At 68.8% G+C, this 23,858-nt stretch carries 25 protein-coding genes; 14 read left to right on the forward strand and 11 right to left on the reverse strand.

What is annotated here, in order from left to right:
* Nucleotides 1–225: 225 nt before the first annotated feature.
* A complete protein-coding gene (locus BY998_RS24450; protein ID WP_181425547.1) occupies nt 226–387 on the reverse strand; it encodes a hypothetical protein in 162 nt (53 codons plus the stop codon).
* 1,579 nt (nt 388–1,966) lie between these two features.
* Between BY998_RS24450 and BY998_RS17345 the strand changes: the two genes are divergently transcribed.
* Complete coding sequence (locus BY998_RS17345) at nt 1,967–3,040, forward strand: calcium-binding protein (protein ID WP_110352862.1); 1,074 nt, start codon at nt 1,967–1,969, stop codon at nt 3,038–3,040.
* Nucleotides 3,041–3,294: 254 nt separating this feature from the next.
* Here the strand turns inward: BY998_RS17345 and BY998_RS17350 are convergent, their stop codons facing one another.
* Together BY998_RS17350 and BY998_RS24455 are read right to left on the reverse strand one after the other, a co-directional pair.
* On the reverse strand, nt 3,295–3,486 hold the full coding sequence (locus BY998_RS17350) for a hypothetical protein (RefSeq protein ID WP_110352863.1): 192 nt from the start codon (nt 3,484–3,486) through the stop codon (nt 3,295–3,297).
* An 81-nt stretch (nt 3,487–3,567) separates the two neighbouring features.
* A complete protein-coding gene (locus tag BY998_RS24455; protein ID WP_181425548.1) occupies nt 3,568–3,711 on the reverse strand; it encodes a hypothetical protein in 144 nt (47 codons plus the stop codon).
* Nucleotides 3,712–4,341: 630 nt separating this feature from the next.
* On the opposite strand from BY998_RS24455, the gene BY998_RS24805 reads away from it, so the two are divergent.
* Both BY998_RS24805 and BY998_RS17360 read left to right on the forward strand, forming a co-directional pair.
* Entirely contained in the window at nt 4,342–4,587 is a 246-nt protein-coding gene (locus BY998_RS24805) for a hypothetical protein (protein WP_245421629.1), read from the forward strand.
* 442 nt (nt 4,588–5,029) lie between these two features.
* Entirely contained in the window at nt 5,030–5,236 is a 207-nt protein-coding gene (locus tag BY998_RS17360) for a hypothetical protein (RefSeq protein WP_110352864.1), read from the forward strand.
* Between the two features lie 39 nt (nt 5,237–5,275).
* On the opposite strand, the gene BY998_RS17365 is transcribed toward BY998_RS17360, so the two are convergent.
* Nucleotides 5,276–5,551: a hypothetical protein gene (locus tag BY998_RS17365; protein ID WP_110352942.1), complete on the reverse strand. Its 276-nt coding sequence runs from the start codon at nt 5,549–5,551 to the stop codon at nt 5,276–5,278.
* Between the two features lie 247 nt (nt 5,552–5,798).
* Between BY998_RS17365 and pstS the strand changes: the two genes are divergently transcribed.
* From pstS to phoB, 6 genes are all read left to right on the forward strand, one after another.
* Entirely contained in the window at nt 5,799–6,842 is a 1,044-nt protein-coding gene (gene pstS, locus BY998_RS17370) for a phosphate ABC transporter substrate-binding protein PstS (RefSeq protein WP_110352865.1), read from the forward strand.
* Between the two features lie 111 nt (nt 6,843–6,953).
* Complete coding sequence (pstC, locus tag BY998_RS17375) at nt 6,954–7,928, forward strand: phosphate ABC transporter permease subunit PstC (protein WP_110352866.1); 975 nt, start codon at nt 6,954–6,956, stop codon at nt 7,926–7,928.
* A gap of 58 nt (nt 7,929–7,986) precedes the next feature.
* Nucleotides 7,987–8,880 (forward strand): phosphate ABC transporter permease PstA, encoded by an 894-nt coding sequence (pstA, locus tag BY998_RS17380; protein ID WP_110352867.1) that lies wholly within the window; start codon nt 7,987–7,989, stop codon nt 8,878–8,880.
* A 41-nt stretch (nt 8,881–8,921) separates the two neighbouring features.
* Complete coding sequence (gene pstB / locus BY998_RS17385; protein WP_110352868.1) at nt 8,922–9,737, forward strand: phosphate ABC transporter ATP-binding protein PstB; 816 nt, start codon at nt 8,922–8,924, stop codon at nt 9,735–9,737.
* A 139-nt stretch (nt 9,738–9,876) separates the two neighbouring features.
* Nucleotides 9,877–10,590, forward strand: a complete 714-nt coding sequence (phoU, locus tag BY998_RS17390) for a phosphate signaling complex protein PhoU (protein ID WP_110352869.1) — start codon at nt 9,877–9,879, stop codon at nt 10,588–10,590.
* 92 nt (nt 10,591–10,682) lie between these two features.
* Nucleotides 10,683–11,387, forward strand: coding sequence for a phosphate regulon transcriptional regulator PhoB (phoB, locus tag BY998_RS17395; protein WP_110352870.1), 705 nt, complete (start codon nt 10,683–10,685; stop codon nt 11,385–11,387).
* A 338-nt stretch (nt 11,388–11,725) separates the two neighbouring features.
* Here the strand turns inward: phoB and BY998_RS17400 are convergent, their stop codons facing one another.
* Nucleotides 11,726–12,271 carry a GcrA family cell cycle regulator gene (locus BY998_RS17400; protein WP_110352871.1) on the reverse strand — a complete coding sequence of 182 codons (546 nt, stop codon included), beginning with the start codon at nt 12,269–12,271 and terminating at the stop codon, nt 11,726–11,728.
* Between the two features lie 527 nt (nt 12,272–12,798).
* On the opposite strand from BY998_RS17400, the gene BY998_RS17405 reads away from it, so the two are divergent.
* Complete coding sequence (locus BY998_RS17405; RefSeq protein ID WP_110352872.1) at nt 12,799–13,665, forward strand: cell envelope integrity EipB family protein; 867 nt, start codon at nt 12,799–12,801, stop codon at nt 13,663–13,665.
* A gap of 6 nt (nt 13,666–13,671) precedes the next feature.
* Here BY998_RS17405 and BY998_RS17410 read toward each other — a convergent pair whose 3' ends face one another.
* Nucleotides 13,672–14,949: a DNA polymerase IV gene (locus tag BY998_RS17410; RefSeq protein WP_110352873.1), complete on the reverse strand. Its 1,278-nt coding sequence runs from the start codon at nt 14,947–14,949 to the stop codon at nt 13,672–13,674.
* Between the two features lie 58 nt (nt 14,950–15,007).
* Here BY998_RS17410 and BY998_RS17415 point away from each other — a divergent pair, with 58 nt between their 5' ends.
* A complete protein-coding gene (locus BY998_RS17415) occupies nt 15,008–15,865 on the forward strand; it encodes a cobalt-precorrin-6A reductase (RefSeq protein WP_110352874.1) in 858 nt (285 codons plus the stop codon).
* Nucleotides 15,866–15,887: 22 nt separating this feature from the next.
* The gene (locus BY998_RS17420) at nt 15,888–17,342 is read left to right on the forward strand and encodes a cobyric acid synthase (protein WP_110352875.1); all 1,455 of its coding nucleotides are present in this window, start codon (nt 15,888–15,890) and stop codon (nt 17,340–17,342) included.
* Between the two features lie 12 nt (nt 17,343–17,354).
* Here the strand turns inward: BY998_RS17420 and BY998_RS17425 are convergent, their stop codons facing one another.
* Together BY998_RS17425 and cbiB are read right to left on the reverse strand one after the other, a co-directional pair.
* Entirely contained in the window at nt 17,355–18,437 is a 1,083-nt protein-coding gene (locus BY998_RS17425; protein WP_110352876.1) for a DUF3616 domain-containing protein, read from the reverse strand.
* Between the two features lie 48 nt (nt 18,438–18,485).
* Nucleotides 18,486–19,484 carry an adenosylcobinamide-phosphate synthase CbiB gene (cbiB, locus tag BY998_RS17430; RefSeq protein WP_110352877.1) on the reverse strand — a complete coding sequence of 333 codons (999 nt, stop codon included), beginning with the start codon at nt 19,482–19,484 and terminating at the stop codon, nt 18,486–18,488.
* A gap of 17 nt (nt 19,485–19,501) precedes the next feature.
* Here cbiB and cobD point away from each other — a divergent pair, with 17 nt between their 5' ends.
* Nucleotides 19,502–20,500, forward strand: a complete 999-nt coding sequence (gene cobD, locus BY998_RS17435) for a threonine-phosphate decarboxylase CobD (RefSeq protein WP_110352878.1) — start codon at nt 19,502–19,504, stop codon at nt 20,498–20,500.
* Nucleotides 20,501–20,507: 7 nt separating this feature from the next.
* On the opposite strand, the gene BY998_RS17440 is transcribed toward cobD, so the two are convergent.
* A complete protein-coding gene (locus tag BY998_RS17440; RefSeq protein ID WP_110352879.1) occupies nt 20,508–21,674 on the reverse strand; it encodes an MFS transporter in 1,167 nt (388 codons plus the stop codon).
* Between the two features lie 322 nt (nt 21,675–21,996).
* Here BY998_RS17440 and BY998_RS17445 point away from each other — a divergent pair, with 322 nt between their 5' ends.
* Complete coding sequence (locus tag BY998_RS17445; protein ID WP_110352880.1) at nt 21,997–22,200, forward strand: hypothetical protein; 204 nt, start codon at nt 21,997–21,999, stop codon at nt 22,198–22,200.
* A gap of 21 nt (nt 22,201–22,221) precedes the next feature.
* Here BY998_RS17445 and BY998_RS24460 read toward each other — a convergent pair whose 3' ends face one another.
* Nucleotides 22,222–22,797, reverse strand: coding sequence for a TadE/TadG family type IV pilus assembly protein (locus tag BY998_RS24460; protein WP_181425549.1), 576 nt, complete (start codon nt 22,795–22,797; stop codon nt 22,222–22,224).
* An 83-nt stretch (nt 22,798–22,880) separates the two neighbouring features.
* Nucleotides 22,881–23,522 (reverse strand): TadE/TadG family type IV pilus assembly protein, encoded by a 642-nt coding sequence (locus BY998_RS17455; protein WP_110352882.1) that lies wholly within the window; start codon nt 23,520–23,522, stop codon nt 22,881–22,883.
* Nucleotides 23,523–23,858: the final 336 nt, after the last annotated feature.

Genomic DNA, 23,858 nt, shown 5'->3' on the forward strand with positions numbered 1-23,858 from the left:
CCCGCTACATGACCCTGGAAAGCATCGCCCCAACCGGCGATGATCCCCTCGTCGGCCTGCCCACACTGGCAGCCTGACCGATCCGGCCCTGGCCGGTGATCGTGGTGGCCCTCTGCAAGCTACACCACGCCAAGGGACACGACCGCATGAAGGGCTGAGCTTGCGCGTTCATGACTGGCGTTCCACGTAGATCTGAAGGGGCGGAAGTGGCGGACGCTCGAGCGGCTAGGACACGCGCCGCTGCGGCTCGGCCTTCGGGAAGGGCGCGCCATGGAGGCGCCAGCCCTTGGCGGTCTTGAAGCCGAGCGAGGCGCGCTTCTGCGCCTTGGCCTTGGCGACGATGCCGTCCGTCTGCTCAGCAGCCGAACTCTCCGGCAGAGGGCTCACCGCATTCGATGAGGTGCTTTTTGACATAGGCGGTCAGGGCCGGCCTCAGCTGCCTCGATTCGATCTTCATCTCGTCGGCCAGCGCGATCGTGACCCGGGCTGGCCATGCCGGCCAGGCATCGCGCAGCGCCCGGCTTTCCTCGGCGAATGCCGCCTCGGCCGCAGGCCGATCGACGAGCTTGCTGCCGTCCCGCTCGACGATCTGCTTCCGGTGGAAGCCGAGCCGGTTTTCCTTGCGCTGGACAGCAATGGCGGTCGGCAGGTTCGGGTCGTCGGGGTCGAAGGCGTCTTCCCGGCCGCCGTCGTCATCCAGGGGCGCTGGGCGTTACCCATCGCCCGGAGCAGGCTTCGGGGCAGCCTCGGTTTCGGGGGGCGTTGTCACCGTCCTCCGCCCGCACCGGGCGATGGGTAACGCCACCCCGATATCTCATCGGCCGATGGTCGAGGTTCCACTCGGTGGCCTCCACATCCAGGCGAACGGTGCCGTCGAGAACGAGTAAGCCCTTCTGCTTCCAAGAGCTGACGGCCTTGCGGGACACGCCGCGCAGCCGGGCGAGCTCGGCTTGGCTGAGGAACTTTGCCCCGCTCGTCTCGGCCACGGGGATCGTTACCCGTCACCGTGTCACCGGGTTCCACGACCCTGGCGCTAGGAAAGCTGGGGACCCTGATCACCCGTTTGGTTAGGAGCTCCCAGGGTCTCAGGCACCTAGGCATCCGGGCTGCGCCCTTCATAGCAGCACAGGCATGACGGCGCCTTGTGAACAGGGAACGTCAGCATCGGGTTGATCTTCCATCGCCTGGACTTGCTCGATCGCAGCGCAGGCTCAGGCGTAGGAGGATGTGCGCCATGCCGGATAAAGCTAAGCGCGCCGAGCTCGCTCAAAAGGCCCTCGACGCCTACCTGCACGAACACTCTGGCATCCGACGCTGGTGTTATCCACCGGCCTCGGATGACATCGGAGAGAGTGACATCATCGATCTCGTCACCGACTTGATGCTCTTGGCCGAAGCGAAAGGTCACGACCCGTGTGGTGTGATCCGGAAGGCGGAGGCACACCTACAAGCGGAGTCTGGGTTGAGCTGCCGATAGGGGGCCTCGATCGTGGCGCGGTGGAAAAACGTGATTGTCGCGTGGTGGCGGCTCAAGCGACTGATCCTAGTGATGGGCGTCGCAGTCACGCCGCCCGGGTCCGCGCGGTCTACTTGCTTTGGCGCTTCACGCAGAGCGCCCGCCCATTCGTCGGGTAGAATAGGCGCTGCCGTCTCTACGCCTGATGATGTGCTTAGCGTCACGTTCGATACGCCGCGGCTGCCGCGGGCTGCGCAGGATACAAGGCCCGTTGAGACGCGTCGCAGCGAGGAGGCGCTCTGAACTCTGCAGTGCTTTTTCTGCCGGGAGAGAGCTACATTCAACGATTGAATATAATATTGATTTCTATCTAAAATCCAAGCTGTGCTTTCACGATCACATGGTTACTTCCAATTACTTGTGCCGAATTGACACAACCAAACGAAAGCTGGTAAGAGCCTGCTGTCGCGACACTAATGCAATCTTGGCGGCAGATGATGGGGGTCCGCCATGGGCGTCACTGAAGACGACAAATTCTACTACATAGTAGGTGATGATCAAAGCTCTACGGTTGATTATACGACTTCTTCTAAAGCCATCCAAGTGAACGCCGGGGGTGGGGAGGATATCATATACGGTAGCACCGCTGATGATTTTATCTATGGTGAAGCCGGCAACGATACTATCTTCGGTGGTTACGGAAAAGACTACCTTAATGGCGGTGACGGCGACGATCTGATCACGAACGGTGGACAGCAGCCGCTGCATACCGGAAATGATCATGTGCGCGGCGGTGCCGGCAACGACACCTTGTATTTCCTGAACAGCCTGGATGGCGTCGCGCTCTTTGGCGATGAGGGTGACGACTCGATCCAGGGTGGCATGACGGCCGACATCATCTACGGCGACGCGGAGGTTGAGAGTGTTGCGGATGGCAACGACTACATCCGCGGTGGCGAGGGTGCCGATCTGATCTATGGTGGCGGCGGGGCCGACACGATCCGCGGCAGCTACAACGATGGTTCGGACAAGGTGTACGGCGGGACGGGCAATGACCTGATCGTCTACACCAATGACCTTTCCGCCGTGAAGCTCTACGGTGACGAGGGCAACGACACCATCAACGGTGGCTTTGGCGATGATAAGATCTTCGGAGGCGCCGATAATGACATCCTTACCGGCGGCTACGGCAACGATGCCATCGATGGCGGCACGGGCGCTGACCGGCTCGACGGCGGGTTCGGAGCAGATGTCCTGACCGGCGGTAAAGATGCGGACGTCTTCATGTTCACGACTAAGTTCGGCAATGGCAATGTCGATCATATCACCGATTTCTCGACCGGTGATAAGATCTACTTGGCGAAGGCGCTGATTTCAGGCTCCACAGAGGGAGCGCTCGTTGCTTCGGCCTTCAAGGACCTGTCCCTGGGACGCGCCGATGCAAACGATCGCGTTCTCTACAATCAGGCTTCGGGCGAACTGTCCTACGATGCGGACGGCTCGGGTTCTGCCGCGAAGGCCGTCGTGATTGCCGTGCTGGACAACCATGCCAGCCTGACGTTCCAGGACTTCCTCATCGGCTGAATGTTCTTCGAACTCGGCCCGCTACCGCAAAATGCTGCGCCTATGGTGTGGCGTTCAGTAGGTCGGTGCCCGTGGCAGGCTTACGAGCCTGCCACTTTCAGTACGCCGCCGCAGGTCCGGACTGTGCCCTATAGGCAAAACGTTCCAATCGTGAGAAGCGGCAGGGCCTATGGCGGCCTCACAGCCGCTCTGGCAGAACCACCGAGCTATTTCACCTCGTTCGTGAGCGCGAGAAAAATAGTGGAGAGCACCTATCAAAGGTCAGCATTAGGATAGGGTTTCCGCGGCCTCTGCATATCCTCAATCGGCAGGCAGTAGTCGACGAGCACACCCATCACTTCGAGCGAGATAACGCCGACCGCTCCACTCTCGGCCGTGCCGACGAACTTTCCGAAGAAGCTGCTGAATAGGCCGGAGCCTGCCCGCCCCTCTTCGCCGACCTGCATGCCACGCGATTGGCGTGAGGTTTGTGCGGCCTGCCAGTTCCTCCTCGTCCCACTGCCGAAGCCAGCGCAGTCCAGCAGGAGTCATGGCGAGGGGCCGCGGTTAGCCGAGCCGAGGATGCTCATCAGGCCGTGCAAATAGCGGCCGTCGATGTCCCGTTCGCGCAGCGCCGCCAGAGTGACGTCGCAGAGACCGCCGAGCACACCGAGGAACAGATGGGACCGCATGGCAGGCCGCTGCTGGCGCCGCGGTATGCGCGCAGGTTCGAGCCTGCGGACCACCGACACATGTACTCGTACGGCACGTAAGGGATGAGCGGCGTCTCGTCCTCCCTGACGCCATGGAGCATAGCGCGCATCGATGCTGGCTGCGGCCGACAGCTCCCGGCTCGGCGCCGTAGTGCGGACGTACCAACGCGCAGCCGCGGCGTAGAAGTTCGGCGTCTTGTTCCGGCCCTCGGCCAAGATCGGCTCGTCCTTGGCGATAATGAAGTTGTGCTGCGGGGTGACGCGGGCTTGCGAGGGCTGTCCGTGCAGTATGGCGCCCCAGGCGGCTGTTCCTCGATACGCTACGGGAGGGGGTGAGCGTCGGTCAGGCAGCACGGCGCTCGGCGTTCATGGCGCCCTGGGGGTCGATCACCGGGTCATACGCGGTCTCGGCGGCCAGGCTCGTCGGCTTCTCGCTGTTCGCGGCCATCTGGGCGTCGGTGATGCGCTCCTCTCCGGCATCAAGCAGAACTCAATCGGATGGTGCGTGGCCGCGGTCGGCGCCCTGCTGAAGCGGGCCGGTCACAACCCCTCGTGCAGCCTCGCGGCGCATTCCTGCGAAGCTGGGGCGTCGGGCTGAAGGAGCCGGCCATGGGCGCCATCGGCTCGAAGAAGCAGGGCAACGCGTCCTGGCAGAGCCATGTCGGCTTCGTCGTCGGCGCCAGCCCGACCCAGATTTTCCTGCTCGGCGGCAACCGGGGCGATGCGTGGTCCGCCGCCGCCATCCCGCGCAAGGAGTTCACCGCGTCCCGCTGGCCGGCCGACATGCCGCTGCCTGCGCCGCACATGCTGCCGACGACGATTGCCGGGGTGCGCTCCGGCGTGAGCGAGGCGTAGGACAACCGTGACTGACCCTGACCTGCCCCCACAAACACTTACATCGGACCCGTCAGTGGGGGCAGGTCAGGGCGTGGAAAAGCCGGCCGCGGCGGATCGGGCCATTCCGATAATGGGCCGATCCGCCCGTCGCTTGCGTACCGCATGTGGGCGGGCAGCCCGACGACATAGGAAGAAACGGCTCAAGGCCGCGCTTTCATCCGCCGGTCGATCGCAGCCCCCGGATGCGTGGCGCAGAGTCCGACGGGAACCGAGCCTCCGGCCGACGCATTCCGGCAATGCTCGCATGAAGCGGTGCCCGACGCCGGGAAGGGCGTCCACCGCCCGGCGTCGGACCCCTGCAACGGTAAGTTTTCGTTAACCATCCTCGTGCAATGTAGGCCGTCGCCGCTCCATTCGTTCCGGAGCAACACCGTTCCTTCAGATTTGGCCCTGCCGATCCATGGCACATCTCGCGACGAACTGCTCCGTAGGCTCGATCGTCGAGGCCGCGATGCCGGCCTTGAACGGCGAGACGCGGGACCGGATCGGCAAGGGGCTGCGCGAGGTCTACGTCGACCGCTGCGATGCGCAGCCGATCACCGATGCCCAGGTCGAGCTGCTGCTGCGCCTTCGGCAGAAGGAACGCGACCAGCGCCGAGCGGACTGAGGCGCGTCCGGCCCGCAAGCTGCCGAGGGTGATCGTTCGCTACTGCCAGCGCCGCGCATGCGGCTGCTGGCGCTTGATCTCGGCCGCCCGAATCATCGTCAGCACGCGGTCGAGGTCCTTCAAGAGGGCGGATTCGGTCGCCCGCGCGGAGGCGACCTCGTCCTCGTCGCTTCCGAACCGCTGCCGGTGCTGAAGGAGCGCGAGTTCGTCCTCCAGGGCCGCCCGCTCGGCATGGAGTGCGAGATAAGCCGCCTCCTGGGGATCGCTGGGATCGAGGAAGCGATCCTGGTCTGATTTCACGTCCGGCTCGGTCACGCCGAAAGCCTCCTGGGCCTCGTCAGCCCGAACCTCGCGGCCCGGGCGCTGTCGGAACAACGTCCGACAAGCCGCAAGCGGTCCCATCCTCTGTAGAATTCGGCGGAGAAGGGGCTTGTCATGTCTTCGTCATGTCGCCGTCATAGAGGCGGCGCGTCGGTGAACTAGACGGCAGCCTTGCCGCAGCGAGGCCGGTTCCGGTCCGACGCCGGCCGGGATCAGCGCCCGACACCCTACGGAGATTCTCGTGAAACCCTTCGCTTACGCCTTGGCGGTCGGCCTCGCCGCCGCTCAGCTCGCGACCTCGGCTCTGGCCGCCGACATCACCGGCGCCGGTGCCACCTTCCCCTTCCCCGTCTACTCGAAATGGGCCGAAGCCTACCGCAAGGAGACCGGCACGGGTCTCAACTACCAGTCCATCGGCTCGGGCGGCGGCATCAAGCAGATCCAGGCCAAGACGGTCGATTTCGGCGCGACCGACGCGCCCCTGAAGCCGGCCCAGCTCGAGAAGGACGGCCTTCTCCAGTTCCCCACCGTGATGGGCGGCGTCGTTCCGGTCGTGAACATCGCAGGCCTGGAGCCGGGCAAGCTCAAGCTGACCGGCGAGATCCTGGCCGAGATCTATGCCGGCAAGATCCTGAAGTGGTCGGACCCGAAGATCGCCAAGCTCAACGAGGGCCTGAAGCTGCCCGAGGCGAACATCACTCCGGTCTACCGCTCGGACGCCTCCGGCACGACCAACATCTTCACCACCTACCTTTCGGCCGTCTCCGAGGCCTGGAAGAAGGAATTCGGTGCGGCCACCACGGTGAGCTGGCCGGTCGGCCAGGGCGGCAAGGGCAACGAGGGCGTCACCGCCACCGTCAAGCAGGTCCCCAACGCGATCGGCTACGTCGAGTCGGCCTACGCCAAGCAGAACAAGCTCGCCCACGCCCTGATCGAGAACAAGGCCGGCAAGTTCCCGCAGCCCGACGACAAGGCCTTCCAGGCCGCCGCCGCCAGCGCCGACTGGAAGTCGACTCCCGGCTTCGGCATCGCCCTGACCAACCAGGGCGGCGACGAGGCGTGGCCGATCACGGCGGCCACCTTCATCCTCGTCTACAAGGAGCCGGCGGATGCGGCCAAGGCTGCCGACGTGCTGAAGTTCTTCGACTGGGCCTACAAGCACGGCGACAAGCTCGCGACCGAGCTCGACTACGTGCCGCTGCCCGACGTCCTCGTCGGCCTGATCCACGAGGAGTGGAAGGCCGTGAAGGGCAAGGACGGCAAGCCGGTCTTCGCCAGCAAGTAAGCGTAGAGAGAAAGGCCCTCTTCCAGCCGGAAGGGGGCCTTTCCCGAAGTGGTCCGCTCGCCTCGCGCGCGACGTCGCGCTAAACGCTCACCAGCCGAAGAGCCTTCGCGGATGACCGCCTTGACCCAGACCCTCACCGTGGCCCGCGAGAGCAGCGTGGCCCGTACCGCGCCGAGCAAGACCGGCGACCGCCTCTTCCAGGGTGCCGCCTACGCCTCCGCCCTCCTCGTGCTGCTGGTGCTCGCGGGCATCCTCGGCTCGATCATCTACGGCGCGTGGCCGGCCTTCTCCGAATTCGGCTTCGGCTTCGTCACCTCCTCCGCCTGGAACATCGGCACCGAGCAGTTCGGCGCCCTGCCCGCGATCATCGGCACCGTGGCCGCCGCGCTGCTGGCGCTTCTCATCGGCGTGCCGGTCTCGCTCGGCATCGCGATCTACCTGACGCAGCTCTGCCCCGGCTGGGCGCGCAAGCCCGTGGCCATGACGATCGAGCTGCTCGCCTCGGTGCCCAGCATCATCTACGGCATGTGGGGCCTGTTCGTGTTCGCGCCGCTCTTCGCGCGCTTCGTGCAGGTGCCGGTCTCGAACCTGGTCGAGGGCCTGCCGATCGTCGGCACCATCCTCTACGCCCGCATCCCCTCGGGCGTCGGCGTGCTCACCGCCGGCATCATCCTCGCCATCATGATCGTGCCCTTCGTCGCCTCGATCACCCGCGACATGCTCGACCAGATCCCGACGGTGCTGCGCGAGAGCGCCTACGGCATCGGCTGCACCACCTGGGAGGTCGTGCGCCACGTGCTCGTGCCGCAGGCCTCGGTCTCGATCATCGGCGCGATCATGCTCGGCCTCGGCCGCGCGCTCGGCGAGACCATGGCGGTCACCTTCGTGATCGGCAACGCTAACCGCCTCTCCGCCTCGATCTTCGATCCGGGCTCGACCATCGCCTCGCGCATCGCCAACGAGTTCAACGAGGCCGACGGGCTCCAGCTCTCCTCGCTGATGGCGCTCGGCTGCCTGCTCTTCATCATCACCTTCTTCGTGCTGATCATCGCCCGCCTGCTGGTGCGGCGCACCAAGGTCGCCTGAACCGCGACTGCCCGAGCACGATCGCCCGAGACTGTCCGAGCCCGAAGGACGCCGATCCATGGACGCCAGCAACCCCATCGCGACGGCCGGTCGCACGCCCACGGCCAGCCGCGTGCGCCCCGGCCGCCGGGTCGCCGACCGCGTGCTGATCCTCGCGAGCACGATCGCCACCCTGCTCGGCATCGTCGTGCTCGGCTCGATCCTGCTCATGCTCATCGTCGAGGGGCTGAAGGGCTTCTCGCCCGCCCTGTTCACGGCGCCGACGCCGGGCCCGGGTTCCGAGGGCGGCGGCATCGCCAACGCCATCCTGGGCAGCCTCATCATGACGCTGCTCGGCATCCTCATCGCCACGCCGATCGGGCTGATGGCCGGCACCTTCCTCGCGGAATACGGACGCACCTCGAAGATCGCCGACGTGATCCGCTTCCTCAACGACGTGCTGCTCTCGGCGCCCTCGATCCTGATCGGTCTGTTCGTCTACACGCTGATGGTCCGGCCGATGGGCACCTATTCGGGCTGGGCCGGCGCGGTGGCGCTCGCCATCATCGCCACGCCCGTGATCGTGCGCACCACCGAGGACATGCTGCGCCTCGTGCCCGGCCCGATGCGCGAGGCGGGGGCTGCGCTCGGCGCGCCCCGCTCCCTCGTCATCCGCGCCGTCACCTGGCGCGCAGCGAGCGCGGGCATCGTCACCGGTATCATCCTGGCGCTGGCCCGCATCGCCGGCGAGACCGCGCCGCTGCTCTTCACGGCGCTCAACAACAACAGCTGGTTCAACGCCAACCTGCTCGGCGGCGTGCCGAACCTGCCGGTGATGATCTACCAGTTCGCCCTCTCGCCCTATCCGAACTGGCAGAGCCTCGCGTGGTCGGGTGCGCTCCTCATCACCGTCACCATCCTCGCCCTGTCGGTGGTGGCCCGCTTCGTGATCAAGGACCAGCGGGCGCGCTGAGGCCGCCCCCCGGACACCCCTCCTACCTGCGAGACCATCCGATGAGCGCCTCCCCCGCGATCCGCAGCCAGTTCGAGGGCCGCAGCCCGGCCGACGTCAAGGCGCCCGTGCGCATCGCCGTCAAGGACCTGAACTTCTACTACGGCAGCTTCCACGGACTGAAGGACATCAACCTCGATTTCCGCGACCGGCAGGTCACGGCGCTGATCGGGCCGTCCGGCTGCGGAAAGTCGACGCTGCTGCGCACCTTCAACCGCATCTACAGCCTCTACCCGGAGCAGCGTGCCGAGGGCGAGATCCTGCTCGACGGGCAGAACGTGCTCGACGCCAAGGTCGATCTCAACGAGCTGCGCTCGCGGGTCGGCATGGTGTTCCAGAAGCCGACGCCCTTCCCGATGTCGATCTACGACAACGTCGCCTTCGGCCTGCGCCTCTACGAGAAGCTGCCCAAGTCCGAGCTCGACGTGCGCGTGGAGGAAAGCTTGCGCAAGGCGGCGCTCTGGGACGAGGTGAAGGACAAGCTCAAGCAGTCCGGAACCGGCCTCTCCGGCGGGCAGCAACAGCGCCTCTGCATCGCCCGCACCGTGGCCCAGCGTCCTGAGGTGATCCTGTTCGACGAGCCGACCTCGGCCCTCGACCCGATCTCGACGGGCCGTATCGAGGAGCTGATCGAGCAGCTGCGCGCGGAGTTCACGATCGTCATCGTGACGCACAACATGCAGCAGGCCGCCCGCATCTCGCAGTTCACCGCCTTCATGTATCTGGGCGAGCTGATCGAGTTCGACGCGACCTCGAAGATCTTCATGAACCCGGCCAAGCGCCAGACCCAGGACTACATCACCGGCCGCTTCGGCTAAGGGTCGCCCTCGCGCCGCACCCGCTCGACGCCCGCTCGCCATGCGGGCGCGGCGGGGTGGCCGCGGGCGACACGAAACCGGCCGTCCCAGCATCCGACTAAGGTGACGGCCGCGACCGTCCGAGCGGGGAATTCGAGAGATGTCCGAGCATATCGTCTCCTCCTACGACAAAGACCTCGAAAACCTGCGCCGCTCGATCGCCGAGATGGGTGGGGTGGCCGAGAAGATGATGACGGATGCCACCGACGCGCTGGTGCGCCGAGATACGACCCTGGCCCAGGCCGTCATCGTCGCCGACAAGCGCCTCGACGTGCTCCAGCGGGAGATCGAGGAGCGCTCGGTGCTGCTCATCGCTCGGCGCCAGCCCCTCGCCATCGACCTGCGCGAGACGATCTCCGGCATCCGCGTCTCCGGCGATCTGGAGCGGATCGGGGACCTGGCCAAGAACATCGCCAAGCGTGTCGTGGCGATCAGCGATCAGGCCCAGCCGCAGAAGATCGTCCTCGGCGTGCAGCACATGAGCGACCTCGTGCAGGAGCAGCTCAAGGACGTCCTCGACGCCTATGCCAGCCGCGATGTCGCCGCCGCCCACGAGGTGTGGGAGCGCGACAGCGCCATCGACGCGCTCTACAACTCGCTGTTCCGCGAACTCCTGACCTACATGATGGAGGATCCGCGCAATATCTCCTTCTGTACGCACCTGTTGTTCTGCGCCAAGAACGTCGAGCGCATCGGCGACCACACCACCAACGTCGCCGAGACGATCGAATACCTCGTCACCGGGGAGAACCCGGCCGGCGAGCGGCCCAAGAACGACGCCTCGAACTACGCGACGGTGACGCCGACGGTCTGAGGCCTGCGGCTTCCCTCGGGGAAGCGCGAAGCGAGACACGCCGCCCGCGGTCCGAAGCGACCGTCCGGGCGTGACGGATGGGAAGACGGGTGATGACGAGTGCGCGCATCCTGATCGTCGAGGACGAGGAATCGCTCACGACGCTGCTGCGCTACAATCTCGAAGCGGAAGGCTTCGTGGTCGACGTGGCGGTGCGTGGCGACGAGGCGGACCTGCGCCTGCACGAGACCACGCCCGACCTCGTTCTGCTCGACTGGATGGTGCCGGGCCTCTCCGGGATCGAGCTGTGCCGGCGCATCCGGGCGCGACGCGAGACGGAGCGGCTGCCCGTCATCATGCTGACCGCGCGCGGCGAGGAGGCGGACCGGGTGCGCGGACTCTCGACGGGGGCCGACGACTACGTGGTGAAGCCGTTTTCCGTGCCGGAGCTGCTCGCCCGGGTCCGCGCCCTGTTGCGCCGGGCCAAGCCCGCCCATGTCGCCGACCTGCTCGTGGCTGGCGACATCGAGCTCGACCGGGTCAGCCACCGCATCCGCCGCCAGGGCCGCGAGATCCATCTCGGGCCGACCGAGTTCAAGCTGCTCGAATATCTGATGCAGAGTCCCGGCCGGGTCTTTTCCCGGGAACAGCTCCTCGACGGCGTCTGGGGACACGACGTCTATATCGACGAGCGCACCGTCGACGTGCATGTCGGCCGCCTGCGCAAGGCGATCAACCGCCCGCGCCAGAGCGACCCGATCCGCACCGTGCGCGGCTCCGGCTACTCCTTCGACGAGATGTTCGCCGGGGCGGAGTGAGACGAAGTCCGGTCGATCGCCTCGGTCTCTTCTGCGTCAGGGCGAGGCGAAGCCGTCCAGAGGGCGGGACTTTTTCAGGGATGTCGCGCCCGGGATCGCTTCGCTGACGCGGGCGACGACGGAAGGGGCTCGAAGCAAGCAGTCGAAACCAGGATGAGGCGTGCAGCATCGGTCGTTGCCGGGCGCGCTACGATCACCGCAGTTTAGCGTTGCTCACGCATCGTTTGAAGTCCGATAGCCGTTCACGCCGCCTCAACGGTCTCCGCGGAGGGGAGCGGAGGCCGGTCCGGCTGACCCGCACGGTAACCAAGGCGCCGTGCGATACCTCTCACGGAAACTCAGCGGAAGCCGGCCACCCGGCGATCGCGCTTGCGCTCGGCGGCCGGCTGGTAGGCCACCTGGGCGTGCTGGGTGCAGTAGGGCAGGCCCGTGATCGCTCGGCCGCCGCAGAAGCGGAAGTCCGGTGAGGTCGGATCGCCCATCGGCCAGCGGCACATGGAGTCGCGCAGGTCCATGATGGTGACGCGCTGCGACACCGCCAGCGCCACCGGCTCCGGGGCGGGGCTCGGCGGCAGGGGGAAGTTCGGGGCCGGCCGGTGCGCGACGATGGCCGGCGGCTCCGGCAGGGTCGGCTCCTCGACCAAGGCCACGGCTTCCAGCTCGACCTCCACTTCCGGGCCGTCCTTTCGGCGGCCCTGCGCGGAGGACGGCCCGATCGGCTTGACGCGCCCGGCCAAGCCGAGGCGATGCACCTTGCCGATGACCGCGTTACGCGAGACGCCGCCGATCTGGAGGGCGATCTGGCTGGCGCTCAAGCCATCGTCCCAGAGACGACGCAGCAGCTCGACGCGCTCGTCCGTCCAGCTCGGGACCGCTTCCGTCATTGTCCCCTCCACGTCGCACCGTCCTTGAACTCGCACCGACAGGCAGCGCGGCGAGGCGGTCGAAGAGCCGCCGCCGCGCCCGGCGAACCACGCAACCCAGGGCCGGCGGAGCGGCCCTGCACATGTCGGTTAACAGACGCCAAACCCTGCGCTGGCGACGGTGTGGAGACTACAGGACAGCTCGGCCGCGGAGCAAGGGTCGGCGCGGGCCGCGACCCGGTTTCCACCAGCATTCGGATGCTCGGCCCGCGGCAAAGCGAGCCGTGTCGCCGCGCCCGTGTCGGGCTCGGCGACAGGTCGTTAAAGCGTTGCGTAAAATTGCACTTTTCTCGCGTCAGCCGGGCTGCCCGAACCTCCCGGTACCGACCCCGCGGACGACCCCCGGCCCGGAGCGGACGGCCACGGCCCTGTTTCGGAACGGGCCGAAAAAGATTGTCCGGACCGCCGGATTGATTATGTGACGGACGATCCCCGCCGGTCCTCGGGCTGGGGATAACCCGTTTTCGACAGCGCATTTGGGAGATCGCATGCGACTGCGCCTCGCGCCGGCCCTGATCGTCCTCGCCGCCCTGCCCGGTTCCGCGCTCGCGGCGGGGCCGGCCGCTCCCGTTCCGGAGGAGGCGGCGATCCGGCTCGCGCCGCACCGCGCGGTCTACGATCTCTCCCTCGCCCGCTCCACCGGCACGCGGGCGGTCGAGGGAGTGCGCGGGCGCATCGTGATCGACTTCTCGGGCGATGCCTGCCGCGGCTATACCATGCAGACGCGGCAGGTCACGCTGCTCGATTCCGGCGAATCCGGCGACCGCACCTCGGACCTGCGCAGCTCCACCTTCGAGGACGGCGACGGGACGAGCTTCCGCTTCCGCACCACGACCATCCTCAACAACAAGCCGTCGCCCTCCGTGGACGGCACGGCGGTGGCCGCATCCGAAGCGCTCAAGGTGAAGTTGAAGGAGCCCAAGCGCGACCAGTTCCAGGCCGAGGGACCGGTGCTGTTCCCGATCCACCATATGATCCGCCTGATCAAGGCGGCGAAGGCGGGGGAGACCACGGTCTCCGCCAAGGTGTTCGACGGCTCCGACGACGGCCGCAAGGTCTACGACACGCTGGCCGTGATCGGTCGCCCGAGCGCGGCGCCCGCCGTCGAGACCGAGCGCGACAAGCCGCTGCGCGAAGGCGACCACGCCGCCATGCGCCGCTGGCCGGTGACGCTGAGCTACTTCACCGCCGGCCAGGGTGAGCGCACGCCGATCTACACCTTGACCTTCGATCTCTACGAGGACGGCGTCAGCGGTCGGCTCCACCTCGATTACGGGGATTTCGCCATCGACGGCACGATGTCCCGGCTCGATCCGGCCAAGGCCGATCCGAAAGCGGAGGCCTGCCGAAAGTAAGCGGCCTCAAGTCCGGCGCCGCTCCGGCTCGCCGCCGAAGGCAAGACCGCGCTGGATCGCGGCGCTGCCGAACTTTTCCCGCACCCGGTCCAGGGCGGCCTCGCGCTTGGCGATGCGCTCGATGCCCTGGTCTGCGAGGTCGCCCCGGTCGGCGTGGATCGCGCCGCAGAGGTCGCCGCCGCCGATGCCGACGAGGCGGAACGCGGTGCCGTCGCAGGCGACCCGCAGCATCGGCTCGCCCTCGTGGAAAAGCCGGTCGGCGAGCTGGGTGGGCTTTAGGCCGCCGCGGGTGCGGGTGCGGAGCCGAAAGCGCGCATCCTTCAGCTTCAGCGTGACGCTGCCGGCGGCGAGTTCCGCTCGCTTGAGCCGCGCCGAGACCTTCTCGCAGAGCCGCCACAGGATCGGGCGCAGATCCTCGAACCGGGCGAGATCGGTGGCGAAGGTCGTCTCGGCCGACACGCTCTTGGCCTCACGGGTCGGGCGCACCGGCCGCCCGTCCCGCCCCCCGGCCAGCGCCAGCAGGCGCAGGGCGTCCCGGCCGAGCGCCGCCTGCAGCCGCGCCGGATCGACCCGCGCGATGTCTCCGACGCGGTGGATGTTGAGGCCGGCCAGACGGTTGCGGGCGCTCTCGCCGATGCCGGGCAGGATGCCGACCGGCTTGTCGGCCAGGAAGGCGGTGGCGTCCTCACCCGCGATGATCGAGAAGCCGCGGGGCTTGTCGAGGTCGGAGGCGATCTTGGCCAGGAACTTGTTGGCGGAGAGACCGACCGACACGGTGATGCCGATCTCGGCTTCGACCCGCGCGGCGAAGCGGGCGAGCGTCAGGGCCGGGCTGGAGCCGTGCAGGCGCTCGGTGCCGGAAAGGTCGAGGAAGGCCTCGTCGATGGAGACGGGCTCGACCAGCGGCGTGAGTGCCAGCATCATCGCCCGCACCTCGCGCCCGACGCGGGCGTACTTCTCCATATCCGGCCGCAGCACGGTGGCGTCGGGGCAGCGCTGGAGCGCCTCGAACATCGGCATGGCCGAGCGCACGCCGGAGATCCGGGCGAGGTAGCAGGCAGTCGAGACCACGCCGCGCTTGCCGCCGCCGATGATGACGGGCCGGTCGCGCAGGGACGGGTCGTCGCGCTTCTCGATCGCCGCGTAGAAGGCGTCGCAATCGACGTGGGCGATGCTCAAGCCGTCCCGGGCCGGGTGGGCGAGCAGCCGCGGCGAGCCGCATCCGCGGCAGCGCAGGGCGGCCTCGGCTTGCATCGTCAGGCAATCGCGGCAGAAGGGTCTCACGTCGCAGAACCTTGCCCGGACCGCTCCCGGGTTTTTGCGGGCGAGACAGGTTGTACGAATGTCCGAGACCCCCGGCCAGGGGCCGTACCCGCCTCATCCCAAGCGGAGTCCGATTGAACGCGGGGCGGTCACGCGCGTGCTCCTGCTCGGCGGCACCACCGAGGCCAGTGCGCTCGCCGCCCTGATCGCGGATTCGCCGGCCTTCGGCGTGACGCTCTCGCTCGCCGGCCGCACCGCCGCGCCGCGGCCGGAACCGGTCCCGACCCGGGTGGGCGGGTTCGGCGGGGCGGAAGGGCTGGCGCGCTGGCTCGCCGAGAACGCCATCGCGGCGGTGGTCGACGCGACGCATCCCTTCGCCGCCCGCATCTCTGCCAACGCCGCGCGCGCCTGTGCGGAGGCGGCCGTTCCGTTGCTGGCGATCCGCCGTCCGGCCTGGGAGCGCCGCCCGGGCGACGCCTGGATCGAGGTGGCGTCCGTCCCTGCGAGCGTCGAGGCCCTCGGCCCCCTGCCCCGGCGCGTCTTCCTGACCATCGGGCGGCAGGAGGTCTCCGCCTTCGCCTGCGCGCCGCACCACGCCTACGTCGTGCGCACCATCGAGCCGGTCGGCGACGCCCTGCCGGTGCCGGACCTCACCACGGTGAGCGCCCGCGGCCCCTTCAGCCTCGCCGACGAGACCCGCTTCATGCGCGAGGCCGGTATCGAGGTCTTGGTCACGAAGAATTCCGGCGGCGCGGCGACCTACGCCAAGATCGAGGCGGCGCGCGAACTCGGGCTGCCCGTGGTGATCGTCGCCCGCCCTGCCCTGCCCGACGTGCCGGCCGTTCCAAATGCGGCGGGCGCGAGGGACTGGCTGTTCGCCCTGTGCGCGGCCGCCGGCTCGACGCCGCCCGCCTCCGGTGCCATGGCAGGGTCATGACGACACAGCGAAAAACCCGCCGATGAGCCGCGCCCTGATGATCCAGGGCACGGGCTCGGATGTCGGCAAGTCGCTGCTGGTGGCCGGTCTTGCCCGCGCCTTCACCCGGCGCGGGCTCACCGTGCGCCCGTTCAAGCCGCAGAACATGTCGAACAACGCCGCCGTGACGGCGGATGGCGGCGAGATCGGCCGCGCCCAGGCGCTCCAGGCCCGCGCCGCCCGCGTCGCGCCCTCCGTCCACATGAACCCGGTGCTCCTGAAGCCGCAGAGCGAGGTCGGCGCGCAGGTGGTGGTGCAGGGACGGATGATCGGCACCGCGAAGGCGCGGGAGTACCAGGCCTGGAAGCCGCGCCTGATGGAGGCCGTACTCGACAGCTTCGAGCGCCTGCGTGCGCAGGCCGACATCGTGCTCGTGGAGGGCGCGGGCTCGGCTGCCGAGGTGAACCTGCGCCGGGGCGACATCGCCAATATGGGCTTTGCCCGCGCGACCGGCACGCCGGTGGTGCTCGTCGGCGACATCGACCGCGGCGGCGTCATCGCGAGCCTCGTCGGCACCCAGGCCGTGCTGGAGCCCGACGACGCGGCGATGATCCGCGGCTTCATCGTCAACCGCTTCCGCGGTGACCCGACGCTGTTCGCGGACGGCATGAGCGGCATCGCCGCCCGCACCGGCTGGACGCCCTTCGGCCTCGTGCCCTTCTTCCCCGAGGCCGGCCGCCTGCCCCCGGAGGACGCCCTCGCCCTCGACGCGCCGGACCGGCGGCGCGGGGGCGTGCCGCTGATCGCCGTCCTACGCTTCCCGCACATCGCCAATTTCGACGATCTCGACCCCCTGCGGCAGGAGCCCGGCGTCGCGGTCGTCTTCGTCGCCCCCGGCGAGCCGATCCCGGCGGAGGCCGACCTCATCGTCCTGCCGGGCTCCAAGACGACGATCGACGATTGCGCGTTCCTCCAGGCGCAAGGCTGGGAGATCGACATCCGCGCCCATCTGCGCCGCGGGCGCCGGGTGCTCGGGCTGTGCGGCGGCTACCAGATGCTCGGCCGCTCCATCGCCGACCCCGAGGGGATCGAGGGCGCGCCGCGCCGCCTGCCGGGGCTCGGGCTCCTCGATGTCGAGACGGTGATGACCGGCGAGAAACGCCTCGTCGCGGTCACCGGCACGACGCTGGCGGACGGCCTGCCCTTCTCGGGCTACGAGATGCATGTGGGCGACACGACCGGGCCCGACGCCGCCCGCCCGCTCCTGCGCTTCGCCGACGGCCGGGCGGATGGAGCGGTCTCCACCGACGGGCTCGTGGCCGGCACCTATGTCCACGGCCTGTTCGCGGACGACCGGCAGCGCGCCGCCTGGCTCGCCCGGCTCGGTGCCGATGCCGGCTCCGAGAGCTACGAGGCCGGAATCGAGGCGGTGCTCGACCGCTTCGCCGACCACCTCGAAACGCATCTCGATTGCGACGGACTGCTCGCCCTGCGCTGAGCGCGGCTGCCGTCAAGGCTCGGAGATCAGCGCGGCGGGCACCCGGTAGCTGCGCGGGCTGCCGTTCCGGAGGCTGTCGAACAGCACCAGCACGCGGTCGCGGCCGAGCCCCGTCACCGCCTCGGCCTTGCCGCCGCGGTCCGGTCCGTCGAGCGCCTCCAACGCCCCGAGCGCCTGCGGTTCACCGCCCGTCGTCGGATCGAACAGGAAGAGCCGGTAGGCGACCCCCGTCTGCTCCTGGGCCGGACCGGTGAGCAGCAGGAGCCGCCCGTCCTCGAGCGCCGCCAGATCGCGGATGCCGGCACGCTCGCCGACCGGAACCGCAATCGTCCGCGTCCTCCCGCGATAGGCCTCGTAGCCCGGAGCGAACAGCGCCCCCAGCTCGGCTTCCACGAGGAAGGCCTTGCTGTCGATCGAGGGGGCCCGCAGGCCCGCGTAGAGCCGGTCCCCCACCACGGCGATGCCCTCGACGTTGAGGCCGTTGCCCTGCATCAGGCTCTTGAGAAAGAAGGCCTTCACCGTCTCGGAAGCGGCGAGGACGTCGCCGAGGCGGTAGCTGGTCTCGACCGCCGCGTTGCGTTTTCCCTCGGGCTTGCCGTGGGCATCGACGCGAAGGCGGGCGAGGATCAGCGACGAGGTCCTGAGCCGGTCCTTGTTGCGACCGCAGCTATGCGAGCCGACGACGTAGAAGTAGGGTGCGGCATAGGCAATGCCCTCGCCGTCGAACTCCTTGAACTCCGCCGCCTTCTCGGAAGGGCATCGCAGATCGGTCGGCAGCGTCCCGAGGGTCGCCGGGTCCGGTTCCATGCCGATCAGGTCGATCGTCTTGCCGGGCTCGATGATCCCTCCGTCGATCGTCAGGAACTGGACGGCCCGGCTCTCGTCGTCGACGCTGAGACAGCGCCGCTTGCCCGCCTTCTCGGGGAGGCAGGCGATCCCGCTGACGTCGTTGGCCGCCTCTCCCTTCTTGCCCTTCAGGTCGTCGGTGAAGCGGAAGGACCCGCTCTCCGGTTTCAGGATCGTGTCGGCCGCCAGCGCGGGGATGGAAGCGCCGCCGAGGAACAGGGCGAGACAGACTCCGCTCGACACACGCATGGCCGCACTCTCCGCTGCCTTTCGAGGGCACCCGCGCAGGTGCCGGACTCAAGAGAAATAGAGCCAGAAGCCGGTCCCGGCCGCCACCAGGGTGAATTGAAGGGCGCAGGCGGTTCGATAGAGCTTCAGGGCGCGCAGGATGTCGTCGGCGCTCGCCTCCGCCCGCCCGTCGCCCATCCAGGCATCCTCGACGCGGGTCTCGCCGTAGATGCGCGGGCCGGCGAGCCGCAGGCCCAGTGCCCCCGCCATCGCCGCCTCCGGCCAGCCGGCATTGGGCGAGCGGTGGTGCTGGGCATCGCGGCGGATGGCACGCCATGCCCCCGACGCGCTGCCATCCCGGCTCAGGAAGGCCGCAGCGACCAGCAGGAGCGCGGTCAGCCGCGAGGCCGGCAGGTTCACAAGGTCGTCCAACCGGGCTGACGCCCAGCCGAAGGCCTCGAAGCGCGGCGTGCGGTGGCCGACCATGCTGTCGGCGGTGTTGATCGCCTTGTAGAGCGCCCCGCCAGTGAGCCCGCCCGCGCCGATCCAGAAGGCCGGCGCCACCACGCCATCGGAAAAGTTCTCGGCGAGGCTCTCGATCGCGGCCCGGCAGACGGCGGGCTCGTCGAGGCTTTCGGGGTTGCGCCCGACGATCATCGAGACGGCCTGCCGGCCCCCGGCCAGCCCCTCCGCCCGCAGCGCCTGTGCCACCCGCCGGACATGAAGGAAGAGGCTGCGCTGGGCGGGCAGGCTCGCGGCCAGCATCGCCAGCAGCAGCAGGCCGAACCCGTGCCCGGCGAGGCCGGCAAGCGCCGTCACGGCGAGCGAGCCGGCGGCCACCGCGGCGAGCAGCAAGATGAGCGCGACTACGCCGCCTCGCCGCCTCGCCGCCGCCTCGCCCCGGTTGAGGCGCCCCTCCAGGGCCGTGATGAGGCGGCCGATCCAGGTGACAGGATGGCCGAGCGCGCGATAGAGGCGGTCGGGATAGCCGGCCACGGCCTCGATCAGCAGGGCCAGCGCCAGGATGCCGAGGGCGTCGGGCGGGTGGGTCAGGGCGGTCCAGGGCATCGTCGGTGCGGGGCGGGATGGAAGGGCGCGGCGTGCGGGCGGACGGTTCGGAGGACGCGATCCCGCATGGCGGCGATCTCGACGCGGCCCGCCGGCTGTTTCCCGACGCGCCCGAGCCGTGGATCGACCTCTCGACCGGCATCAACCCCGTGCCCTATCCGTTGCCGGCCTTCGAGGCCAGCGCCCTGCAGCGCCTGCCCTCCCCCGCCGACCTCGCCCGGCTCAAGGCGGCGGCCGCGGCGGCCTACGGCGCGCCGGGGCCGGACCATGTCGCCGCCGCGCCCGGCACGCAGATCCTCATCGAGACCCTGCCGCGGCTGCTGGAGCGCGCGCGAGTGGCGGTGGTCGGGCCGACCTATGCCGAGCACGCCGCCGCCTGGGCCCGCTCCGGTCACGCCGTGCGGCTCGTGGCCGAGCCGGCGCAGGCCGAGGGCGCCGATGTCGTGGTCGCGGTGAGCCCCAACAATCCGGACGGACGGATCTTTTCGCTCAAGGCGCTGATGCGCGCGGCCGGCGACGGCGGGCTCGTCGTGCTCGATCAGGCCTTCGCCGATCTCGAGCCCGTGGAGGCCGTGGCGCCCGGTCCCGGCCTCGTCGTCCTGCGATCCTTCGGCAAGACCTACGGCCTTGCCGGCCTGCGCCTCGGCTTCGCGCTGGCCGAGCCGGAACTGGCGCGGCGCATCGAGGCCGCGCTCGGTCCCTGGGCGGTCTCGGGACCCGCCATCGCCGCCGGCTGCGCCGCGCTGCCGGACACGGCGTGGCTTCGCGCGGCGGCCGGCACGCGGGCGCAGGATGCGGCACGGCTCGACCGGATGATCGGGCGGGCCGGCGGACGGATCGTCGGCGGCACGAGCCTGTTCCGCACCGCCGATTTCGACGACGCGCCGGGCCTGTTCCGCCGCCTCGGCGAGGCCGGGATCTACGTCCGCCGCTTCCCCGAGAGCCCCGAGCAACTGCGCTTCGGCTTGCCGCCTGACAAGACGGCGTGGTGCCGCCTGTCGCGAGTGCTGCGGTAGGCGGTGCTCAAGCCGGCTTGGCCCGGCCGCCGAGCCAGGACACGGCGAGCGCGGCGAGCGCGAAGGCGCCGCCGACGATGCAGACGCCGAGCCAGCCGGCCAGCTGGAAGGCGCGCGAGCCGAGGAAGGCGCCCGCCGCCCCACCGATGAAGACCGCGGTGAAGAGGACGGTGTTGATACGCCCCCGCGCGCCGGGAACGAGCGCGTAGGCCCGGGTCTGGTTGGCGATCAGCGCGCCGTTGATGCCGATGTCGAGGAGCAGCACGCCGGCCGCGATGGCGAGGAGCGAGCCCTCCCCCGCGAGTGCCAGCACCGCGAAGGCCGCGGCCACCAGGACGCTGCCCGCGATCACCACGGGCCGTGCCCCGCGTCGGTCGCTGTAGCGCCCGGAATAGGGGGCGATCAGCGCGCCCGCCACGCCGATCACGCCGAACAGGCCCGCCCCGGCCGAGGTCAGGTCGAAGGGTGGCGCCTCGACGAGAAGCGCGAGCGTCGCCCAGAACGCGTTGAAGCTCGCAAACAGCAGCGCCTGGGACAGGCTGGCATTGCGCAGGATCGGCTGGCTGCGCACGAGATGGAGCAGCGAGAGCATCAACGCCCGGTAGCGCAGGCGTTGCTTGGCGGCCGTTCGCGGCAGGGTGCGCAGGGCCACCAGCGCCATGGCGAGCGCGAGGCCCGCGGCGGCGAAGAAGACCGCGCGCCAGCCCAGATGCGCGCCCATGAAACCGCTCGCAGTGCGCGCGAGCAGGATGCCGGAGAGAAGCCCGGTCATCACCCCGCCGACGATCCGCCCGCGGCTGGCATCGGGGGCGAGTTCGGCCGCGAACGGCACCGCCTGCTGCGCGGCGCAGGCCAGCACCCCGATGACGAGGCTCGCCGCCGTGAGGACAGCGAGGTTCGGGCTCAAAGCCGCCGCGACCAGGGCGGCGGTGAGCCCAAGCAATTGCCAGACGATCAGGTCGCGCCGCGGCAGGGCGTCACCTAGCGGCACGAGGAACAGGATGCCGAGTCCGTAGCCGACGAGGCTCGCCGTCGGCACGGCCAGGGCGGCATGCTCGCCGAACTCGGTGACGAGCACCGCGAGCAGCGGCTGATTGTAATAGATGTTGGCCACCGCCCCGCCGGCGATCAGGGTCAGCCCGATTCGGGTCAGGGGCGCGATGTCGCGGCTCATCGGGAGTCTCCCCGCTCGGGGCAGGAGCGCGGGGAGCGGGCAGGTGTCGGCGTCGTGAGCATGGCCCGCCCCTTACGGCAGGCTTGCGCCGGAGTGCCAGCCCCGGGCGCTCCACCCGGTCCGGACGGTCGCGCGGCAGACTGTCCCCCTCCGTTCAGGAAGCGCGCGGTAGCATGCGGTCCGTGACGTCCTATATGAGAAGAAGCCCGCGGAAAGTCTCTGCGTTCGCAGCGGCTTGACCGAGCAGGCTGTTGCCCGTGGGCGCCGGATGGCGCACATCTCTCAGGAGAACCGGACAACCGCTTCAGCGAAGGAGTTGTGTATGCCGAACTACCGCGTCCAATTCGCGAAGCAGATCCTCGGAGTGCCCTTCACGGTCGGCTGCGTCGAGATCGCGCGGGCGCGCGATCCGGAGCGGGCCCTGCGTGCGGCCGAGATTCGTTTCGCCCGTTCACACGGCGTGATGGATTGGCGTGAGCGGGCCGACACGGCTGCCCTCGCCGATGCCGGGGCGGTGGACGGCTGAGCCCGCCTGTCCGGCCGAGGCTCAGAGTTTGGCCGGACAGACCTGACCGCCGGGAAACACGATCTCCCGCTCGGAGCTTTCCCCCTCGACCCCTCCCCGGGCCGGCCATGTCAGGCTCTCGTTCCAGGAGAACGAGAGGTCGAGCGGACCGAGGAAACGCGTCAGAAAGGCTTCGAACAGTGGCTGATAGTCCATCGAGACTTCGGCCGAGATGTAGCGAGCGCCGGCCCGGCCGTAGATCGAGGGAATGGCGAGCTTCTTCGAGGCGTCCTTCCGCTGTGCGGCGCTCTGGGCAGGCCAGCTCGAGCAGATGAAGGGCGTCAGCTGCCCCTTGTCGCTATAGACGCCGATGGCGGCGAGCTTCATCGTCGCCCCGGAGGCCGGGAACGGCGCCAGGACCGGCTCGGCCGCCCCCGTGATCTGGCCCATCAGCGATGCCGAGATCGGATTCATCCCATCCCCTTGCGAGGTCAGCTCGGCGAGCGTGCGGGTGAGCGCGGAGACCTTGTTGCGGTTGTCGATGGCGTTCACGTACTCGGCCGCCCCGACGATCAGGATGAACAGAAGCGGCACCAGCACGGCGAACTCGATCGTCACGGCGCCGGATTCGTCCGCGATGCGGGGACGTGCGGCGCGGCCGGCGCCCCATCCGCGGAGACGATGCAGCGAGTCGCGCAGCCTCAGCACTTCCCCGCTCCCGTGACCGGATAGGGTTCGACGCGGATCACGGTGGCCGCCTGCACCAGCGCGGCGTTGCCCGCGAACCCGGACAATCCGAGCTTGAACATGGGAACGAGGAGCGGCAGCCGGACAGCTGCCCGGATCACCGCGATGCTTGTGGGCCCCGGGCAGGAATAGCTCGTTCCGAACGTGTCCGACCACGTGCCGGTCTTGGCATCGACCACCGGCCCCGAACCGCCGCTGCCGGAGATCCTCACGTCCACCTTCATGTCGTTGCAGGTGTAGAACAGGGCCGGCGCGTCGGAATTGCCGCACATCACCGCACGCAGGTTGCTGGTGATCGTCGCGGCGTTGGCCGTGCTGCTGGTTCCCCTTTGGAAGCTTCCGGTCATCAGGGCGCGCGCGCCGACCTGAAGGGCATTGTCGAGGTTCTGCCGGGCCATATAGACGATCGCGTACTGGAACAGCACCATCATCAGGATGAGCATCAGCGTTCCGAAGAAGGCGAACTCGATGGCCGAGGCGCCGCTGTCGTCCCCGAGGAAGCGGCGCAGGGCCTCGCGTCGGCGCGGGACTCTGAGGCCCGCTTCCGCTTGCCCGCTCCGGCGATCCGTTCCGGCGAGGCCGGGCAACCGGATCATCGGACGGATTCTTTCCACTGAAAGCACGGACCGAGGCCGAGCGAGCGCGACATCGGCCGCGTCATCCTCCCGCCGATCCGGTCGTGAGCCGGCCGACGCAAGAAGCGACGAGGCAACGGCGGAAGCTCAACCGCCGGAAGGAGCGCATCTCGGCCCAGAACGATCATTTGTAATAGAGGCAACCGTGGACTGCGAACGTATTGAATATGTACTTCGGCTCGTTGATGAACCTTTAAGCTGATCTGATCGAATCACCATCTCTTCGGTCGGTGAACATTTCTTCGGCTTGCCCGCGGGAATTCTGCGGGGGCGGGGCGTGACGGTATCGCCACCCCT

Origin of the sequence: Methylobacterium sp. B4 (assembly GCF_003201865.1) — a bacterium.
Classification (GTDB): domain Bacteria; phylum Pseudomonadota; class Alphaproteobacteria; order Rhizobiales; family Beijerinckiaceae; genus Methylobacterium.

What these genes read in the sequence shown, in the direction of transcription:
- BY998_RS17345 (WP_110352862.1), top strand. Translation starts at nt 1,967, where the DNA reads ATGGGCGTCACTGAAGACGACAAATTCTACTACATAGTAGGTGATGAT.
- BY998_RS17350 (WP_110352863.1), bottom strand. Translation starts at nt 3,486, where the DNA reads ATGCAGGTCGGCGAAGAGGGGCGGGCAGGCTCCGGCCTATTCAGCAGC.
- BY998_RS24455 (WP_181425548.1), bottom strand. Translation starts at nt 3,711, where the DNA reads ATGCGGTCCCATCTGTTCCTCGGTGTGCTCGGCGGTCTCTGCGACGTC.
- BY998_RS24805 (WP_245421629.1), top strand. Translation starts at nt 4,342, where the DNA reads ATGGGCGCCATCGGCTCGAAGAAGCAGGGCAACGCGTCCTGGCAGAGC.
- BY998_RS17360 (WP_110352864.1), top strand. Translation starts at nt 5,030, where the DNA reads ATGGCACATCTCGCGACGAACTGCTCCGTAGGCTCGATCGTCGAGGCC.
- pstC (WP_110352866.1), top strand. Translation starts at nt 6,954, where the DNA reads ATGACCGCCTTGACCCAGACCCTCACCGTGGCCCGCGAGAGCAGCGTG.
- pstA (WP_110352867.1), top strand. Translation starts at nt 7,987, where the DNA reads ATGGACGCCAGCAACCCCATCGCGACGGCCGGTCGCACGCCCACGGCC.
- pstB (WP_110352868.1), top strand. Translation starts at nt 8,922, where the DNA reads ATGAGCGCCTCCCCCGCGATCCGCAGCCAGTTCGAGGGCCGCAGCCCG.
- phoU (WP_110352869.1), top strand. Translation starts at nt 9,877, where the DNA reads ATGTCCGAGCATATCGTCTCCTCCTACGACAAAGACCTCGAAAACCTG.
- phoB (WP_110352870.1), top strand. Translation starts at nt 10,683, where the DNA reads ATGACGAGTGCGCGCATCCTGATCGTCGAGGACGAGGAATCGCTCACG.
- BY998_RS17400 (WP_110352871.1), bottom strand. Translation starts at nt 12,271, where the DNA reads ATGACGGAAGCGGTCCCGAGCTGGACGGACGAGCGCGTCGAGCTGCTG.
- BY998_RS17405 (WP_110352872.1), top strand. Translation starts at nt 12,799, where the DNA reads ATGCGACTGCGCCTCGCGCCGGCCCTGATCGTCCTCGCCGCCCTGCCC.
- BY998_RS17415 (WP_110352874.1), top strand. Translation starts at nt 15,008, where the DNA reads ATGTCCGAGACCCCCGGCCAGGGGCCGTACCCGCCTCATCCCAAGCGG.
- BY998_RS17420 (WP_110352875.1), top strand. Translation starts at nt 15,888, where the DNA reads ATGAGCCGCGCCCTGATGATCCAGGGCACGGGCTCGGATGTCGGCAAG.
- BY998_RS17425 (WP_110352876.1), bottom strand. Translation starts at nt 18,437, where the DNA reads ATGCGTGTGTCGAGCGGAGTCTGTCTCGCCCTGTTCCTCGGCGGCGCT.
- cbiB (WP_110352877.1), bottom strand. Translation starts at nt 19,484, where the DNA reads ATGCCCTGGACCGCCCTGACCCACCCGCCCGACGCCCTCGGCATCCTG.
- cobD (WP_110352878.1), top strand. Translation starts at nt 19,502, where the DNA reads ATGGAAGGGCGCGGCGTGCGGGCGGACGGTTCGGAGGACGCGATCCCG.
- BY998_RS17440 (WP_110352879.1), bottom strand. Translation starts at nt 21,674, where the DNA reads ATGAGCCGCGACATCGCGCCCCTGACCCGAATCGGGCTGACCCTGATC.
- BY998_RS17445 (WP_110352880.1), top strand. Translation starts at nt 21,997, where the DNA reads ATGCCGAACTACCGCGTCCAATTCGCGAAGCAGATCCTCGGAGTGCCC.
- BY998_RS17455 (WP_110352882.1), bottom strand. Translation starts at nt 23,522, where the DNA reads ATGATCCGGTTGCCCGGCCTCGCCGGAACGGATCGCCGGAGCGGGCAA.